General features: G+C 57.8%; 14 protein-coding genes. 13 read left to right on the forward strand and 1 reads right to left on the reverse strand.

Going from position 1 to position 17,992, the window contains the following annotated elements; translation table 11 throughout:
- Positions 1-23 precede the first annotated feature (23 nt).
- The 11 genes from ACRAWE_RS16650 (at position 24) to ACRAWE_RS16700 (ending at position 13,952) form a co-directional block, all read left to right on the forward strand.
- Positions 24-908, forward strand: coding sequence for an ATP-grasp fold amidoligase family protein (locus ACRAWE_RS16650; protein ID WP_063918747.1), 885 nt, complete (start codon positions 24-26; stop codon positions 906-908).
- Positions 909-1,525: 617 nt separating this feature from the next.
- On the forward strand, positions 1,526-2,440 hold the full coding sequence (locus ACRAWE_RS16655; protein ID WP_154747328.1) for an alpha/beta hydrolase: 915 nt from the start codon (positions 1,526-1,528) through the stop codon (positions 2,438-2,440).
- A gap of 428 nt (positions 2,441-2,868) precedes the next feature.
- Positions 2,869-3,279 carry a GNAT family N-acetyltransferase gene (locus tag ACRAWE_RS16660; RefSeq protein WP_019453029.1) on the forward strand — a complete coding sequence of 137 codons (411 nt, stop codon included), beginning with the start codon at positions 2,869-2,871 and terminating at the stop codon, positions 3,277-3,279.
- Positions 3,280-3,306: 27 nt separating this feature from the next.
- Positions 3,307-3,996, forward strand: coding sequence for a helix-turn-helix transcriptional regulator (locus ACRAWE_RS16665; RefSeq protein WP_019453030.1), 690 nt, complete (start codon positions 3,307-3,309; stop codon positions 3,994-3,996).
- Positions 3,997-4,016: 20 nt separating this feature from the next.
- Complete coding sequence (locus ACRAWE_RS16670) at positions 4,017-5,318, forward strand: cytosine permease (protein ID WP_025160095.1); 1,302 nt, start codon at positions 4,017-4,019, stop codon at positions 5,316-5,318.
- Positions 5,319-5,844: 526 nt separating this feature from the next.
- Positions 5,845-6,459, forward strand: a complete 615-nt coding sequence (locus tag ACRAWE_RS16675) for a helix-turn-helix domain-containing protein (RefSeq protein WP_004937341.1) — start codon at positions 5,845-5,847, stop codon at positions 6,457-6,459.
- Complete coding sequence (locus ACRAWE_RS16680) at positions 6,460-7,356, forward strand: queuosine precursor transporter (RefSeq protein ID WP_019453032.1); 897 nt, start codon at positions 6,460-6,462, stop codon at positions 7,354-7,356.
- Positions 7,334-8,173, forward strand: coding sequence for an NADPH-dependent 7-cyano-7-deazaguanine reductase QueF (queF, locus tag ACRAWE_RS16685; RefSeq protein WP_019453033.1), 840 nt, complete (start codon positions 7,334-7,336; stop codon positions 8,171-8,173). The genes ACRAWE_RS16680 and queF overlap by 23 nt, the downstream gene beginning before the upstream one ends.
- A 123-nt stretch (positions 8,174-8,296) precedes the next feature.
- Positions 8,297-10,441: a phosphocholine-specific phospholipase C gene (locus ACRAWE_RS16690; protein ID WP_063918745.1), complete on the forward strand. Its 2,145-nt coding sequence runs from the start codon at positions 8,297-8,299 to the stop codon at positions 10,439-10,441.
- Between the two features lie 88 nt (positions 10,442-10,529).
- Positions 10,530-11,666, forward strand: a complete 1,137-nt coding sequence (locus ACRAWE_RS16695; protein WP_063918744.1) for an ABC transporter substrate-binding protein — start codon at positions 10,530-10,532, stop codon at positions 11,664-11,666.
- Positions 11,667-11,828: 162 nt separating this feature from the next.
- Entirely contained in the window at positions 11,829-13,952 is a 2,124-nt protein-coding gene (locus tag ACRAWE_RS16700) for a TonB-dependent receptor family protein (RefSeq protein ID WP_432525632.1), read from the forward strand.
- A gap of 28 nt (positions 13,953-13,980) precedes the next feature.
- Here ACRAWE_RS16700 and ACRAWE_RS16705 read toward each other — a convergent pair whose 3' ends face one another.
- The gene (locus ACRAWE_RS16705; RefSeq protein ID WP_025160097.1) at positions 13,981-14,877 is read right to left on the reverse strand and encodes a LysR family transcriptional regulator; all 897 of its coding nucleotides are present in this window, start codon (positions 14,875-14,877) and stop codon (positions 13,981-13,983) included.
- A 272-nt stretch (positions 14,878-15,149) separates the two neighbouring features.
- Between ACRAWE_RS16705 and ACRAWE_RS16710 the strand changes: the two genes are divergently transcribed.
- Positions 15,150-16,466 carry a M20 family metallo-hydrolase gene (locus ACRAWE_RS16710; RefSeq protein WP_432525633.1) on the forward strand — a complete coding sequence of 439 codons (1,317 nt, stop codon included), beginning with the start codon at positions 15,150-15,152 and terminating at the stop codon, positions 16,464-16,466.
- Positions 16,463-17,914 (forward strand): M20 family metallopeptidase, encoded by a 1,452-nt coding sequence (locus tag ACRAWE_RS16715; RefSeq protein WP_154747324.1) that lies wholly within the window; start codon positions 16,463-16,465, stop codon positions 17,912-17,914. Before ACRAWE_RS16710 ends, ACRAWE_RS16715 begins: the two co-directional genes overlap by 4 nt.
- Positions 17,915-17,992 lie beyond the last annotated feature (78 nt).

Raw genomic sequence — 17,992 nt, forward strand, 5'->3', positions numbered from 1 at the left:
TACGCTTTGATGGAATCAGGTATATGAAAAGACAAATCATTAAATTTATTACGAAGAATCTGGCCGTATTGGCCCCCGAATTCAAGGCCAGATTGCTCTACAAAAAGGCATTTGGCAAACCGTTAAACTTACAGGCGCCATCTACCTGGAATGAAAAGATCAATCACCTGAAGTTGAATGGCTATAGTCATAATGCGTTGGTGAAGCAGTGCGCGGATAAATACGCGGTAAGACAGTACATCAAAGATCAAGGGTGCGAAGAGATCCTTAATGAATTGTACTTTGCCTGTGACTCAGTAAGCGATATCCCGTGGGACTCATTGCCGGATAAGTTCGTGATCAAAGGGAATCATGGTTCCGGATATAACCTGATTTGCCAGAATAAAAAATTACTGAATATCAAGAGCGCTGCCAAATTGATCGATGGCTGGATGAGGGATGATTATTGGAAAACCTATGTAGAGCTCAACTACAAAGGAATACAAAAGAAGATCATTGGGGAGAAGTATATCGAATCGGCCAATGGCCACGGACCTGAAGACTATAAGATCTATTGCTTCCGCGGTGTGCCATACTGCACCTTGCTGTGCGTCGGCAGAGAGACTGGGTCGCCAAAATATTACTTCTTTGACAAAGATTTCAAGTTTCTATGCTACAGCGAAGACTGCCAGGCATTAAACCAGGAACAGATAGACGCTTTCGTAAAACCTGAAGGTTACGACGAGCTGTTTGAGTATGCCGCACGCTTGTCGACGCCCTTCGAGTTTGTTCGCGTTGATTTCTACATTTCCAAAGGTCAGATCATTTTCGGCGAGCTGACCTTTACCCCTTCCGCCGGGTTGGATACGGATATCCTGCCGCCAACCGATGTTTTACTTGGCGAGATGTTGACGTTGCAACAGCACTGATTTTCAGCGGACAGCCGCTGAGGAGAAATACCGGCAGGCATTTTTGCAGCCCGCCAGCCGGTATTGCCTTAAGGATCATCGGGCCGATGATCCCGCCTGTTCCATACCGCCGTTACAGCACAGCTCCCAGCCTCCTGCCCCTCTGCCTGCCCAACACATGATTCAGGAACAATACCTCAGCCAGGCTGCATAACCGCTTGAAAAACAATGGCATTAATACATTAATAAGAATCGTTTACATATTTATAATAAAATGTTCTATATGTATAGGTAGCTATAATATAAGATACCGGAAAGTTTCCCTGGTGTTGTTGTGTGTCTTTGCCCTATTTTATAGGGCTTTTTTCACTGATATTATTGGATAACCTTGTGTTTACATGCCTTCACGCAGATTCTCTTCCTCACAAAAATCATAACCATTTCTAATTAATTTTAACCCCTCTTATTCCTGTACTCGCCAATAATAACAATGGGTTGCTATTAACTCTGCAAAGCGACTGACGGCCCGCTTGTGGGCTTCGGCCGCAATTCGCCGCCGGAATGCCCATCCAAAGGATAGGTTTTTACCGGGCGCGTACGGGTGCTAATATCGACTTTTTCCGAGGATGTTGACCTGCATGCTATTGTCTAACCGGAATTTTATTTCCGCGCTTCTGGCGCTCGCCATCGGCGTTGGGCTGCCGGGCAGCGTGCTGGCCAGGCCCGATCTGGAACGCAAGATCGGCGTTACCGTCGCCGATAGCGATTCAACGGATTACCGCTTCAGCGATCTGCGCTTCGCCTCCGCCGATGGCGAGCGGCATTATCGCATTCGTATCGCTCAGCCGCGTCAGGCGCCTGCGCCTGGTGGCTATCCAACGATTTATTTCCTCGACGGCAATGCGGTGCTAATGGAGCTGAACGCTGCCCTGCTGGCAAAACTGGCGGCGGCGAAGCGGCCACCGGTGCTGGTCATGATCGGCTATGACAACGATCTGCGCATCGATGCCGCCGGCCGTGCCTACGACTATACGCTCCCTCTGCCGGCAAGCATGAAGAAACCGCCGCGGGCCGTGGGAGGCGCAGATGCCTTCTTGCAGTTGATTGAAACGCAGATCAAACCGGCGATCGCCGCCAAAATAGCGATCGATCCGCAGCGACAAACGCTGTGGGGGCACTCCTACGGCGGGCTCTTCGTTCTGCACACGCTATTCACCCGTCCCGCCACCTTCCAGCGCTACATCGCCGTTGAGCCCTCGCTGTGGTGGGGGCAGGGTATGATCCTGCGGGAAGCGCAACAGATGATCGAACGGCGCCCGACGCTGGCGGCAAGTCTGCAATTATGGGTTGGTCTGGCGGAACGCGATCGCGCGGCACCGCCCGGCGTAAAGAACCCCGCGCTGCCGGCGGACGCGACGCATTTGCTGGCCGAACACCTGGCGCCGCTCAACGGCCTTGCCGTCGGCTACCGGGAATGGCCCGCCTTAGGGCATGGTGCCATGCTGGGCGCCACCATCGAGCCGGCGCTGCGCGGCGTCATATCAGAGGACTAAATCAGCGGATCGGCAGGTATCGGCCGCATTTTCATCTGCGACTCATATCTTCTGATAAGAAGAGTGTTTAATATCTGAGACAGAGAGTGGCCAACGTGGAATGGCTGCGGCAAAAACAAAGTGGCTCCCCCGTCGGCAAGTTAGCTTGCTCTATCCGGTGGAGCCATACAGTACTGCAGTTTTCCCGGTGGGGCCCTGGTGAGGCGCAAGATAGGAAAAGATGGTGTAAGCAGGGCATTTCAGCGTTTTAATACCGCCTGTTTCACTATTTTCTTCTCCCTGTGGCAGCTACTATAAGCGCCCTCTCACCTGGCGGAAAAGGGTGAAAACCACCCTTGAAATACATTAATGAAAGTGATATTAGAAGCGGTTAAGGCGAAAACGCCTAGTTCAGTTTTGAATAATTAAATCAGGGAATTATATTAAAAATGAATATTAATATCACCGACAAACCCAACCCGCAGGATGAAGAGTTCGTTATCGACAGTCTGTGGGCTCACAACCATAAAACCCAGCCCGTAGACATTCACCCGTTGTTCCTGACCGTTACCGACGACAATCAGCAGATCGTCGGCGGCCTGGTCGCGCGCACCTGGTGGGGCGGCCTGGAAGTGCAGTATCTGTGGGTCGGCGATCAATGCCGCAAAAGCGGTTACGGCCGCCAACTGATGCAGTTGGCCGAAGAAGAAGCCCGCAAACGCGGTTGCCACATGGCCTATGTCGATACCTTCGATTTCCAGGCCAGAGGCTTCTACGAAAAACTGGGCTACCGGGTCTACGGCGAACTGGGCGATTACGCACACCGCCACACCCGCCATTACCTGGCTAAAAGCCTGTAACGCGGCCTGAGCGGCGCAGAGGTAGGTATGGGTTCCTCGCATAAAAATAATGAATCTTATTTTAAGGGTCTCATCACCATGATGGAGCATCTGAGCGAGCCCTGGGGCATCAAAGACCAGCTGTCCCGCCACCTCTATATGAACCGCGCCGCTTATCTCTATACCAATACGCCGCTGAACTTCGACGTCGCCGGTAAATATGACCACGAATTCCCCGCCGACTGGGCCGACTCCGCCGCCGACTTTATCGAGCACGATAAAATGACCGAAGCGGCGCGCGATCGGGTCACGGTCATAGAAACGCACTATTGGTACGGTAAAGACAGCCTGACGCCGTTTATCAGCGAAAAGCTGCCGGTGTACAACGACGACAAACAGGTGATTGGCGTGATCTGGAACGCCAAGCCGATGAACAGCCTGTCGCCGCTCAAGTACATCAACCAGCAAAAGCCCAGCGTATTGACCACCGAGGTCAATAACGAGCTGTTCACCCGCGCTGAACTCGATGTCATTTTCCTTATGCTGCAGCGATTTACGGTGAAAGAGATCGCCAAAATCTATAGCGTCAGCAATAAGACCATCGAAAACCGCATTTATAACATCTACCAGAAGGCCAACGTGCATACTCAGCAGCAATTTGAGGAGTACTGCAAATACGCCAACCTGGATAACTACATACCCGATCGCCTGATAACTAAAGGCATTCAGTTTATTTGAACCGCAAGGAAGATCTCACCGTGATAAAGATCGAAGATTATCCGCTCACCCGGGTGCCGCAGGATAAAAGAGTCTCATTTTTAAGCGTGGCCATCGTGCATATGGGCATGCTGACCGCGCTGGATCAGTTCATGCTTGGCGCCGTGCTCGGCAACTCCATGTCGCTGATTGACGCCTTCACCGCCATTTTCGTCGGCAGCCTGATCTTCGGCGTAGTGACCTACGGCCTGGGGCTGGCGGGCATGCGCGAAGGGATTTCCGGCAGCCTGCTGGCGCGCTGGTGCGGCTTCGGCCGCCTGGGGTCGGTACTGATCGGCGTCGTGGTGGCCGTCAGCCTGCTGGGCTGGTTCGGTATTCAAAACGCCATTTTCGCCAAGTCGCTCGACTTCGCGCTCGGCAATAAGCTGGGCTTCGGCCTGGCCGCCGGGCTCTCGGGCACGCTGCTGACCATCCTGGTGGCGTTCGGCTTCAAGGCGCTGCGCATCGCCGCTCGCATTGCCGTACCGATGTTCATCATGCTGGTGGCCTATATCTCCGTGACGGCGCTTTCCGGCCATAACCTGCAGGAGATCATCCAGCTGGCTCCGCCGGGTGAGCCACTGACCATCAGCGCCGGCATCACCATCGTTGTCGGTGGCGCCATCGTCGCCAGTCTGATGACGCCCGATCTGACCCGTTATTCCAAAAACGGCAAACACGTGCTCGGCGTCACGCTCTTCACCATCATCGCCGGCGAGTTCGTGGTGAACGGCCTGGCTATCCTCATTGCCAAAACGCTGGGCACCGCAGACGTCGTCACCATAATGTCGCAAGCGGCCGGCGGCGCGGGCCTGCTGGTGGTGGTGTTCTCTACCCTGCGCGTCAACGATCTCAACCTGTATTCTTCTTCGCTGGGCATCGTCAACGCGGTGGAAGGCATCACCGGCAAAAAGCTGAAGTACACCTACACCACACTGGTGATCGGCATTCTGGGCACCACGCTCTCGGTGCTGGGTATTCTCGACCGCTTCGTCGATTTCCTGACGGTGCTTGGCGTGGTCTTCCCGCCGATTATCGGCATCATGCTGGTGGACTATTATCTGCTGCGCAGCCACCGCAAAATCCTCGACGAGAGCCGCCGCACGGGCCAACTGCCGAACGAAACGCCGACCATCGGCTGGGCGGCGATCGTCGCCAGCATCGCCGGCGGCGCCGTTGGCCTGGCGACCGAATGGGGCGTACCGACCATCAACTCCCTGGTGGCCGCCAGCCTGCTGTATTGGGTGCTTAAACTGGCCTTCAGCCGGGCGCAAAAACCGCTGGCCTCGCAAAAGTCACTCTGATTGGCAGGCACGCGCGAATGCACTCCTCCGGTAACGGGGGAGTGTTATACGCTTGAAAATACGGATTTCAATGCAGGAGAATGAGCCGCTCGTACAGACAAACGGCTGCGGTGAGGGTCCCTGGTGTCGGTAGCAAGTATCCATCATGCTCAGAGTGTGGAAACGCCCCCTCTGAGCTTTTTATTATAAATAATCGAAGCTTCCGTGTTTTTATCGTAAAGAAAAACTTCAGCTTGCATGAACAGTAGCCCATGAAATCGGTTTTGGTCAACATAAAAGTAAACACAAAATCGGCTTTTGTGTTCACTTTTCCATAAGCAAAACCTAATCAATTGATTTACACGGTTTTATCATGTGCTCGGATAAACCGGATTACGCCGTTAACGTCAATGGGCTAACCAGCTGGAAAAAAACAATAATTACCGTAAATAATCAGTCTGTTACCCTTTAGCCGGCGCCTTTTTATCTGGACAACGCCGATGCGTAAGATATAGTGAAGCCTGCGTAATGTTTGTAAGGACAGCCAATGAAAACCACCAACGCACAGCGCAAAATCAACATCATTAAAAACATTGAATATCTGATGCGTACCCGCGGTGAAACCAAGGCTTCCTTTTCCAACCGCAGCGGCCTGACGCGCACCACCCTCTACAAAATTCTCGACGGAAGAGTGAACAACGTTCAGCAATCCACCGTTAATCGAATTTCCGATTTCTTCGGCGTCTCCTGCGAAGAGATCGAAGACTACGATCTGGAAAAACTCGAGCTGCTCAACGAAACGCTGTCCACCGAAGGCAACAAGAACCCTTCCGCCATTCCGGTGATCCCGCAGTCGCGCTACCTGGCCGTCTCGCAGCGCAAGATCGGGCAACTGGTCACCGAGTTTCCTTTGACTTATTTCTTCGGCGATGAGTCAAACATGTTGGCAATGAAAATAGAGACCGAAATTAAAGGGTCATTTATTCCCGGCGAAGTCATTATCATCAAACGTCCGCCGGTACTGATTTGCGATTCGCCTTTGCTGTATCACTCGGGAAAAAGCGGCTTCTTTGTGGTTGACGACAAAGACAGCGAAAGCATGGACAAACGCCCTCAGGACACCGTGCAATTCCTGGGTTACATCGTTGGAGAAAGGCTATAAATGGAACCGAATCAGAAGTTCAAGCTGTTGGGCTTCACCCGGCATGGCACTATCGCGGCCAATGTTATGGTATTGGCCACCGGTAAAACCATCACCATGGGGCTGAATGAACTGGCCGATAGTGAGATATCAGAAGATTTAAGCCGGCATGAGCTGCAGGCGCTGTACCGCAAACTCTATGGCGATAACAAGCAAAAAACCGCCTACGAACTCAGCGATCGCCATGAACGCTCTTGGTACGCCTATTTGATCATCACCGTTGCGCTCAGCGTGATTTATATTTTCTCAACGCTGTGCGGCGTCAAACCGATCCAAATTCCGGTGCTGAACCTCATCACGCCGCCGGCGATCTTCATCTATCCGCTCACCTTCATCCTAGTGGACATCCTCAACGAGTTCTATGGGCTGCGGCTGGCCAGACGCACCATCATCATCTCGTTTATCGCCAACCTGACCTTCGTCCTCGGCGTTTGGGTAACGACGCTGGTGCCGAGCATTCCGCAGTGGGAGTACAGCGAGACCTACAATGGCATCGTGCACAGCATCATGGCGGTGCTGGTGGCCTCGTCGGCGGCCTATCTGATCTCCGAGAACGTCAACTCCTACCTGCTTTGCAAAATCAAAGAGTTGACCAACTCCCGCTACCTGTTTGTACGCGTGATCACCAGCACCGTCGTGGCGTCGGCCATCGACAGCGTGGTGTTCTGTACGCTGGCGTTCTACAACGTGCTGAGCTGGGATATCATCAAAACCATGATCCTGTCGCAGTTCCTGATCAAGGTGGTTTACGCCCTGCTGGGCGTCGGGCCGATCTACGCCACCCGCAGTCTGTTTAACCGCTACATCAATACCGAACAAGCAAAAGGCAATGAATATGCATATCCAAAAGCAAGATAAGATCACCCATCTTGGCGCCAACTCCGATTATCCGGATCAATATGCTCCCGCATTGCTCGAAGCCTTGCCGCGCGCGCGTGGCCGCGATCTGATCGGCGTCGACGAGCGGCAGCTGCCGTTCAGCGGCTTCGACCTGTGGACCGCCTTCGAGCTGTCCTGGCTCAACGGCAAGGGCAAACCGGTGGTGGGCATCGGCGAGTTTACCTTCCCGCACTCCTCGTCGAACCTGATCGAGTCCAAGTCGTTCAAGCTGTATCTCAACAGTTTCAACCAAACGCGCTTCGACAGCGTGGAACAGGTGAGCGCCGCCATGCAGCAGGATCTGTCGCAGGCGGCCAACGGCCAGGTCACCGTCAAACTCTATCCGGGGCTGGAAGGTTATCCGGCGCAGATCGACCGCCTGCCGGGCATCAACATCGACGATTTGGACATCGCGGTTGACGACTTCACGTTCAAGCCGGAATACCTGTGCGGCGCGGCCGATCAAGGGGAACCGGTAACGGAGACGTTGTCTTCCAACCTGCTGAAGTCCAACTGCCTGGTCACCAATCAACCAGACTGGGGCAGCGTGGTTATCCGCTATGAAGGCCGCAAAATCGATCGCGAAAGCCTGCTGCGCTACCTGATCTCCTTCCGCCAGCACAATGAATTCCACGAGCAGTGCGTCGAACGTATTTTCAACGACATCAAGCAGCACTGCCGCCCGGAAAAACTCAGCGTGTTCGCGCGCTATACCCGCCGCGGTGGCCTGGATATCAACCCCTTCCGCAGCGATTTCGAAACGGCGCCGGCGCTCGGCCGCCTGATCAGACAGTAAGCGTCATCCACCAATGCTCCCGCCAGGGAGCATTGTTTTCCTCGATTTCATCTCCCTGTTATTTTTCGCCATTATCGTCGTCAGCGGCTATCTTCAAAGCACACTGACGGAGATTAACGACGCATGCCTGACCTTTCACGCAGAGACATACTGCGGGCTGCCGCCATCGGATCGGCGTTCTCGCTGCTGCCCGCTTCGATTCGCAAAGCGCTGGCCATTCCCGCCAATAATCGCACCGGCACCCTGCGCGACGTCGAACACGTGGTGATCCTGATGCAGGAGAACCGCTCTTTCGACCACTACTTCGGCACCCTGCCGGGCGTACGCGGCTTCAGCGATCGCTTTACCATCCCACTGCCCGACGGCCGCCACGTCTGGCAGCAACAGGGCGCCGAGCGGCTGGTGCTGCCCTACCACCTGGACAGCAAACGCGGTAACGCCCAGCGCGTCACCGGCACGCCGCACTCATGGGTGGATGAACAGGCCGCCTGGGACCACGGCCGCATGAGCGCCTGGCCGACCTACAAAACGCCGGCCTCGATGGGCTACTATCGCCAGCATGAGCTGCCGTTCCAGTTCGCGCTGGCCAACGCCTTCACCCTGTGCGACGCCTATCACTGCGCCATCCACGCCGGCACCAATACCAATCGGCTGTTCCACTGGACCGGCACCAACGGCCCGTCCGCCGCCGACGTGGCGGTGGTGGTCAACGAATGGGACAGCCCCGGCCCGGCAGAGATCGGCTACCAGTGGACAACCTATCCGGAACGGTTGGAGGCGAGCGGCGTCAGTTGGAAGGTGTATCAATTCCTGCCCGACAACTTTACCGACAACCCGTTGGCGGGCTTCCGCCAGTACCGCGCCGCCAGCATTCAGGTGGGCAACCCGGCGCGGCCGCCGAAAGACTTCAACGCCTTCGTGCCCTATCGCGACGAGCTCAACGCAAGCGCACCGCTATACAAAGGCAACGGCAACACCCTGCCCGCCGCCAGCGGCAACGATCTGGACGCCATGCTGGCCGGGTTCCGCGCCGACGTGCAGCAAGGCAAACTGCCGCAGGTCAGCTGGATCATCGCGCCGGCGGCCTATTCGGAACACCCCGATCCCTCCAGCCCGGTGCAGGGCGGCTGGTTCACGCAAGAGATCCTCAACGCGCTGACCGATAACCCGGAGGTATGGAGCAAAACCATCCTGCTGGTCAACTACGACGAAAACGACGGCTTTTTCGATCACATGCCCTCGCCTTCCGCGCCGTCGCTGCGTGAAGACGGCAGCTTCGCCGGTAAATCGACGGTGCCGTTCGACACCGAGATCTTCCAGCACGTGGCGCCGCCCGGCTCGGAGGATCAGCCACCGCCGGACGGCCGCATCTATGGCCCCGGCCCGCGGGTGCCGATGCTGGTGCTGTCGCCCTGGAGCCGCGGCGGCTGGGTCAACTCGCAGGTCTTCGATCACACCTCGGTGCTGCAATTTCTGGAGAAGCGCTTTCAGGTGCATGAACCCAACATCAGCGCCTGGCGCCGCGCGGTGTGCGGCGATCTCACCTCGGCGTTCAACTTTGTCGACCCTAACGGCGAAGCATTGCCGAGCCTGCCCGCCACCAGCCGTCGCGCCGCCGACGGCCTGCGTCAACGCCAGGAGCAGCTGCCGCAGGTGCCGCTGCCGTCGCCCGCCCACCAGCGTTTGCCGCATCAACGCCGCCTGGCGCGCCCTTCTCGCGCATTGCCCTACCAGCTGCACGTCGAAGCCGCCGTCGCGGCCGAGCAGCGGCGCGTCACGCTGAATCTGTTCAATACCGGCGAGCAGGGGGCGGTGTTTCACGTTTACGATCGGCGAGATCTGGCACAGATCCCGCGCCGCTACACCGTCGAGGCCGGCAAAGCGGTCAGCGACGACTGGCAGACGGAGGATGAGTACCATCTGTGGCTGCTCGGCCCCAACGGTTTTCATCGTGAACTGCGCGGCGCCCTGAGCCGGCCGCAGCCGGAAGTGCGTTTGCGCCCGGCGGGGCGCAGCCTGCAGCTGCAGTTGAACAACCCGGGCACCGAAGCGATAGCGGTCACCCTCGAACGCTGCCCCTATACGCAGCAGGGCCCGTGGCACATCACGCTGCCGGCGGGCGGCAGCCACCAGCAAACGTTTGACGCCCGCGCCAGCGGCGGTTGGTATGACCTTACGCTGCAAAGCCCCGGCTGGCTGCGCCGCCTGGCGGGCCGGTTGGAAGACGGCGAACACAGCGTCAGCGACCCGCTGATGGGCCAGGAGTAGCCACTATCGGCATCAAGGGTGTTCAAAAAGCGAAAGGATATCGCTTATCATTGCGCTCTCGTTCCTCGCCGATTACTCAAGGATCTCCATGTCCGCTGTTCTTATCGCCAAAGCCGGCCGCTGGCTGGCCGCCTGCATTCTGCTGTTGGCCGGCGCCGCTCAGGCCGCGCCGATCGTCGTCACCGATGTCGCCGGCCGTCAGGTCACTCTGCCGCAACCGGCCAAACGCGTTATCCTGGCCGATGCCCGTGCGCTGTTGGCGCTCAATATTCTGCATCCGCAGGAACCGCTGAAAAACATCATCGCCTGGGACAACTCGCTGAAGGTCAAAGCACCGGATCTGGTGGAGGCCTACGCAAAAAAATTCCCGCAGGTCATGCAGATCCCCACCTTCGACAACCCCTACACCAGCGATTTCAGCGTAGAAAGCGCGGTGGTGCGCCAACCGGATCTGGTCATTTTCGACATCGGTCTGCTGAGCAAATTGAAGGACAGTGGCGTACTGACCCAGCTGGAAAAAGTCGGTATCCCGGTGCTGATCATCGATTTTCGCCAGCAGCCGTTGACCAACACCGTCGCCAGCATGCAGCTGCTGGGTAAAGTGTTTGATGAACAGCCCAACGCCGACGCCTTTATTCAGCTTTATCAGCAACGGCTCGACTTGGTGCGCCAACGGGTCGCCACGCTGAAACCGGAGCAGCGCCCCAGCGTCTTCATCGAACGCAGCGCCGGCATCAAAGGCGAGCAGTGCTGCAACACTTTCGGCAAAGGCAGCTTCGGGCAGTTTATCGAGACCGCCGGCGGCGACAATATCGGCAGCAAGCTGTTTTCCGACATGGGCGGTGAAGTGAACATCGAGCAGGTGATCGGCAGCAACCCGGATTTCTATCTGCTGACCGGCGCCGACTGGAGCCGTGGTCATCGCGGCACGCTGGCGGTGCCGCTGGGCTACACCACCGATATGGCCACCAGCCAAAAGAAACTGGCGCATCTGCTGGATCGCACCGGCATTAACGTGCTGAAAGCGGTGAAAGAAAAACGCGTGATGGCGATTTACCATCAATTTTACGACACGCCGCTCAACTTTATCGCCGTTGAGGCGATCGCCAAATTCCTGCACCCGGCGCTGTTTAAAGATATTGATCCGCAAGCGGATATCGAAATGGTCCACCAGAAATTCACCGCGCTGGATTACAGCGGCGTCTTCTGGCTTACGCCGCAATAATGTCCGTTCAGGGCCCACCCTCCGGGCCCTGACACCCCGCCCGCGCCACATCGTTACCCGCTTAACTATCCCGTAACAATTCTATTTACTTGCCAATAATTATCATTAAGATTGTCTTTTCTAAAAAAACACATCCGGGTCTGAAACTCTTAAGGCATTATTATGTCACCTCTTTTTCGGCTTTCTTTGCTGACGGCCTCCATCGCCGTCGCATTCCCTGTCCTTGCTGCTGATAACTCATCTCAAAACGATGCCGACACCGTGACCGTCGTCGGCAACTGGCTGGACAACCCTGATACCAGTTCGGTGCTGCTTAACCATCCCGGCGCGCGCTCCATCGTCACTCAGCAGCAGATGCATGAACAGGGCGATCAAACCATCGCCGACAGCCTGCGCGGCGTGCCCGGCGTGCAGGTGCGCGACAGCAACGGCACCGGCGGCAGCGACATTTCGCTCAACGTCGGCGTGCGCGGCCTGACCTCTCGCCTTTCTCCGCGATCCACCATTCTGATGGACGGCGTTCCATTGGCGGTTGCGCCTTACGGCCAGCCTCAGCTGTCGATGGCGCCGCTGTCGATCGGCAATCTGCAATCGGTTGACGTGGTGCGCGGCGGCGGTGCGGTGCGTTACGGGCCGCAAAACGTTGGCGGCGTGATCAACTTCGTCACCCGCGACATTCCCAAACAGTTTGGCGGCACCGCCAGCGTACAGACCCAGGGCGCCAGCCACGGCGGCCTGAAAACCCTGACCAGCGCCTCGGTGGGCGGCACCGCAGATAACGGCCTCGGCGCCGAGCTGCTCTACTCCGGCCTGCACGGTCAGGGCTACCGCGACAATAACGACAACACCGACATCGACGATTTCATGCTGAAAACGCGTTATGCGTTCACCGATCGCGACGAACTGCTGGCCAATTTTCACTACTACGACGCCAAAGCCGGCATGCCGGGCGGGCTGAGCAAAGCGCAATACGCGCAGAACCCGTTCCAGTCCACGCGGCCGTGGGATCAGTTCGAAGGCCGCCGCAAGGATATGTCGTTCAAATACAAGCATCAGGAAGACGACAAACAGTTCGAAGTGCTGACCTACTTCACCGACAGCTACCGCGGCAGCAACATCGAATCGGAAGGCACCGGCAAAAACGCCGGATTGCGGCGCCTGGTGTCCTATCCGCGCCACTATTCGACCTGGGCGATCGAACCGAGCTATTCACAGCTGTTTCGCTTCTGGGATATGGCGCACGAGATCACCCTCGGCTACCGCTACCTGAATGAAACCATGGATGAAAAAGCGTCGCGTTCGGCCTGGTATAACCCGGCGAACGTCGGCGCCACGCCGGATACCCCGGACTATTACCAGCACACCTCCGGCGGCACCGCAGCCAACGCGTTCTACATCGACGACACCATCAACGTCGGCAACTGGACGGTCACGCCTGGCCTGCGCTACGAAAGCATCCGCACTCACGTGGACGATTCGTTCAACAACATCAGCCGCGAGAAAAGCTACAGCGAACCGCTGCCGTCATTGAACGTGATGTATCATCTGTCCGACGCCTGGAAACTGTTCGCCAACGCCAATACTTCGTTCGGCAGCATGCAGTATTTCCAACTGACCAAAGGCGGTAACGGCAACCAGCCGGCGCCGGGGCTGACGGCGGAAAAAGCGCACACCTATGAGTTCGGCACCCGCTACGACGATACCGTGGTCAAGGCCGAGGCCACGCTGTTCTACATCGATTTCGATAACCAGCTGCAGTACATCAGCAACGACGTGGGCTGGACAAATATGGGCGCTACCAAGCACAAAGGCATCGAGCTGGCGCTCAGCTACGATCTCAGCGAGCTGAATCGCGCGCTCGACGGCGCCAGCGTCTACACCAGCTATACCTACACCAAGGCCAGCACCGACAAGGGCGATTTCGCCGGTAAAGACCTGCCGTTCTACTCGCGTCAGGTGTATACCGTCGGCACGCGCTACGCCACCGGCAACTGGGTGTGGAATCTGGACGGCTACGCGCAGTCCAAACAGCACTCGCCGGGCACCGGGCCGGAGTACATCACGCAGGAGAGCGCCGACGGCCAGTTTGGCGATATCGCCGGTTACATGGTGTGGAACATGCGCGGGGAATATAATTTCGGGCCGCAGCTGTCGAACCTGACGCTGGGTGCCGGGGTGAAAAACCTGTTCGATCAGCGCTACTTCACCCGCTCCAACGACAACAACTTCGGCAAATACGTCGGCGAACCGCGCATTTTCTTCGTGCAGGGCTCGATCGCGTTCTGATACCGAGGCCCCCAACGGGGCCTCGGTATCACCGACAGTAAAGGCGAAACAGGCGCGCCAGGTGCGCGCCCATCGGCGTCAGGGTGGTGTCCTTGCGTTGGATCAGATAAAACGTCGCCTTCGGCAGGCTCTCTTCCAGCTCGAGCGGCACCAAATGCTTGCCCAGAATCGGATCGGAGATCACGTCCACCGACAGAATGCTGACAAAATCGCTCTGCGCCACCAGGCTGGTACAGGCCATAAAGGTCTCGCAGGTCACACTGATCGACGGCGCCATGCCCAAGTCCCCGAACAGATCGTGCAATAGCCGGTAATAGCTGCCTTTCGGCGTCGGCATGGTCCAGTCGCAGTGCTGCAGCTGTTTCAGCGAGGTCGCCTCCTCCATCGGATGCCCTTTGCGCACCACCACCCGATACTCTTTTTCCATCAGCCGTTCGTACTGCAGCTCGTTATCGAGGCTGCTGGGATAGTAGGTATTGACGGTAAAATCCAGCTCGCCCTGGCGCAGTTCAGGGATCATCGACACCAGCTGCCCCTCGACGATCCGCACCTTCACGTTGGGATACTCACGGTGAAACTGGGTGACCACCTGCGGCATCACGGTGCGCGCGATGCTGCCGCCAACGCCGATATTTACCGTACCGCCCGCCAACCCCAACCGCTGCTGAATGTCTTCCTGCGCCACCCGCAGCTCTTCGAGGATCAGGCTGGCATGCTGGAAAAAGTTATCGCCGCAGTCGGTCAATACCACCCCCTGACTGCGGCGAATAAACAGCTTGGCGCCCAGCACCTCTTCCAGTTCCTGAATGGCCTTGGTCAGCGCAGGCTGGGAAAGGCGTGAGGTACGACTGGCGGCGCGGATGCTGCCCTGGCGGCTAACGTCCACAAATGCACGTAATTGGTGCAATTTTATCGAGGCTGGCATAGGCGAAAGGCGATAACCGTTATTTATCAATAGCAAGATATTGGCATCTTATTTAGCCAGATTCCATTGTGTACATTCGGAAAAAACATAATAAATAACCAAATTCTTATTTCGCTTAATTAAGCGCATTTTCTGCGCCAATAAGCGCCATTCACGGCAGTTAGTAACCAAATACACCTTTTTCTTTGCAATAGCTTCACCGTCTGATTTCAGTTCAGAGCATAACTGCTGCCTGGAGCGATCCAGCGCGCGATAACTTATGAGATATCACTATGACTAATTCGCTTTCGATGTTGGTGGCCGATTTGTACCCGCAATTGCAGGCCTGGCGCCGCGACTTCCATCGCTATGCCGAGTCCGGCTGGTTTGAGTTCCGCACCGCCACCCTGGTGGCGGAAGAACTCGATCGGCTGGGTTATCACCTGCAGCTGGGCCGCGAGGTCATCAAGGCAGAGGCGCGCATGGGGCTGCCCTCTCCCGCCGAGCTGGAAGCGCAGGAACAGCGCGCCCGCAATCAGGGGGCGTTGGAGAAATGGCTGCCGCACTTTTCCGGCGGCTTCGCCGGCATCGTCGCAACGCTCGATACCGGCCGTCCCGGCCCTACCATCGCCTACCGCGTGGATATGGACGCCCTCGATCTCAACGAATTGCTGGAGCCCGAACATTTGCCGTTTCGTGAAGGCTTCGCCTCTTGCAACAGCGGCATGATGCATGCATGCGGTCATGACGGCCATACCACCATCGGCCTGGGGCTGGCGCACGTGTTCAAAAGCCTGGAACCCCAGCTTAGCGGCACCGTCAAACTGATCTTCCAGCCGGCGGAAGAAGGCACTCGCGGCGCTAAATCGATGGTAGAGGCCGGCGTGGTGGACGACGTCGATTTCTTCACCGCGGTGCATATCGGCACCGGCGTGCCAGCCGGTGAGCTGGTGTGCGGCAGCGACAGCTTTATGGCCACCAGCAAGCTGGACGTCACCTTTCGCGGCGTCGCCTCGCACGCCGGCGCCAAGCCGGAAGACGGTCGCAACGCGCTGCTGGCAGCGGCGCAGGCTGCGCTGGGGCTTTACGCCATCCCGCGCCACAGCGAAGGCAGCTCGCGCATCAATGTCGGCGTGCTGCAGGCCGGCACCGGCCGCAACGTGATCGCCGATCGGGCGTTTATGAAGGTAGAAACGCGCGGCGCCACCAATGAGATCAACGCGTTCGTTTATCAACAGGCGCTGAACGTCATCGAAGGTGCCGCCAGGATGCACGGCGTCGCCTGCGATATCGCGCTGATGGGCGCGGCGCAGAGCAGCAAACCGACCCAACCGTGGGTGGATTACATCCGCCGCCAGGCGCAGCAGATAACCGAGCTGGCCTCGGTGGTCGATCGCCGCGAACAGGCCGCCGGCTCAGAAGACGCCACCTACATGATGGAACGGGTGAAATCGCACGGCGGCCAGGCCTCATACGTCATTTTCGGCACCGAGCTGAGCGCCGGACACCATAACGAAAAATTTGACTTCAACGAGCAGGTGATGGCGGTGGCGGTGAAAACGCTGGCGTCGCTGGCGCTGAACCTGCCGACATTCGGGAGCGAAGCATGAGCAATCCACAACGGCAGGCATTTATCGGCGACTACATTGACCAACGCCAACCCCGCTTCAGCGCGCTGAGCGACGCGATTTGGGACCATCCGGAAACGCGCTTCAACGAGACCTATTCCGCCACGCTGCTGGCCGATGCGCTGGAGCAGGAAGGCTTTTCGGTTGAACGCGGCGTGGGCGACATCGAGACGGCGTTTATCGCCAGCTACGGCAGCGGCCACCCGGTCATCGCGCTGCTGGGCGAGTACGACGCGCTGGCCGGGCTGAGCCAGCAGGCCGGTTGCGCCACGCCGCAGCCGCTGGTGGAAAACGGCAACGGTCATGGCTGCGGCCACAACCTGCTGGGCACCGCGGCGCTGGCCGGCGCCTTCGCCGCCAAGGCGTGGATGCAGCAGAACCGGCTGACCGGCACCCTGCGCTTCTACGGCTGCCCGGGCGAAGAAGGCGGCTCCGGCAAAACCTTTATGGTGCGCGAAGGCCTGTTCGACGACGTCGACGCCGCCCTCACCTGGCACCCGGAAGGCTTCAGCGGCATGTTCAATACCAGCACGCTGGCCAACATTCAGGCGGCGTTTCACTTCAAGGGCGTCGCCGCCCATGCCGCCAACTCGCCGCACCTGGGGCGCAGCGCGCTGGACGCGGTGACGCTGATGAATACCGGCGCCAACTTCCTGCGCGAACATATCGTGCAGGAAGCGCGGCTGCACTACGCGGTCACCAACACCGGCGGCAGCTCGCCCAACGTGGTGCAGGCCGACGCCGAAGTGTTGTACCTGATCCGCGCGCCGCAGCTCGATCAGGCGCAGGACATTTACCAACGGGTGATCAACATCGCCAAGGGCGCAGCGTTGATGACTGACACCCAGATGGAGGTGCGCTTCGATAAAGCCTGCTCCAATTATGTGCCGAACCGCAGTCTGGAACGGGCGATGTATCAAAACCTGTGCGATTTCGGTCTGCCCGAGTACAGCGACGCCGAACGCCGCTTCGCCAAGGAAATCCGCCAGACGCTGAGCCGCGACGATCTGCGCAACGCCAAACTCAATATTGCCCGCACCGGCGGCGCGGCCGGGCGCGAGTGGGTGCAACTGCTGGGAGATAAGGTGCTGATGGACGAGGTCGCGCCTTATGTGGAATCCGACGACCTGCTGTACGGCTCTACCGACGTTGGCGACGTGAGCTGGGTGGCGCCGACCGCCCAATGCTTCAGTCCCTGTTTCGCACTCGGCACTCCGCTGCACACCTGGCAACTGGTGGCGCAGGGCCGCACCGCTATCGCCCATAAGGGCATGTGCCTGGCCGGCAAGGTGATGGCGGCGACCGCCATCGATCTGCTGAGCGACAGCGCCCTGCTGGCGCGCTGCCGCAGCGAGTTCGAGCGCCAACGCGCCGAACAGCCGTACCGCTGCCCAATCCCGCAGGAGGTGCAACCATCGCCATTGAAATAACATGAACAGACAGGGCCCGGGCAATCGGGCCAATAAACATAATTATAAATAAATCAAATAATAACAATCACACAACAG

Source organism: Serratia sp. BFP-2025 (assembly GCF_050880365.1).
GTDB lineage: Bacteria > Pseudomonadota > Gammaproteobacteria > Enterobacterales > Enterobacteriaceae > Serratia > Serratia surfactantfaciens.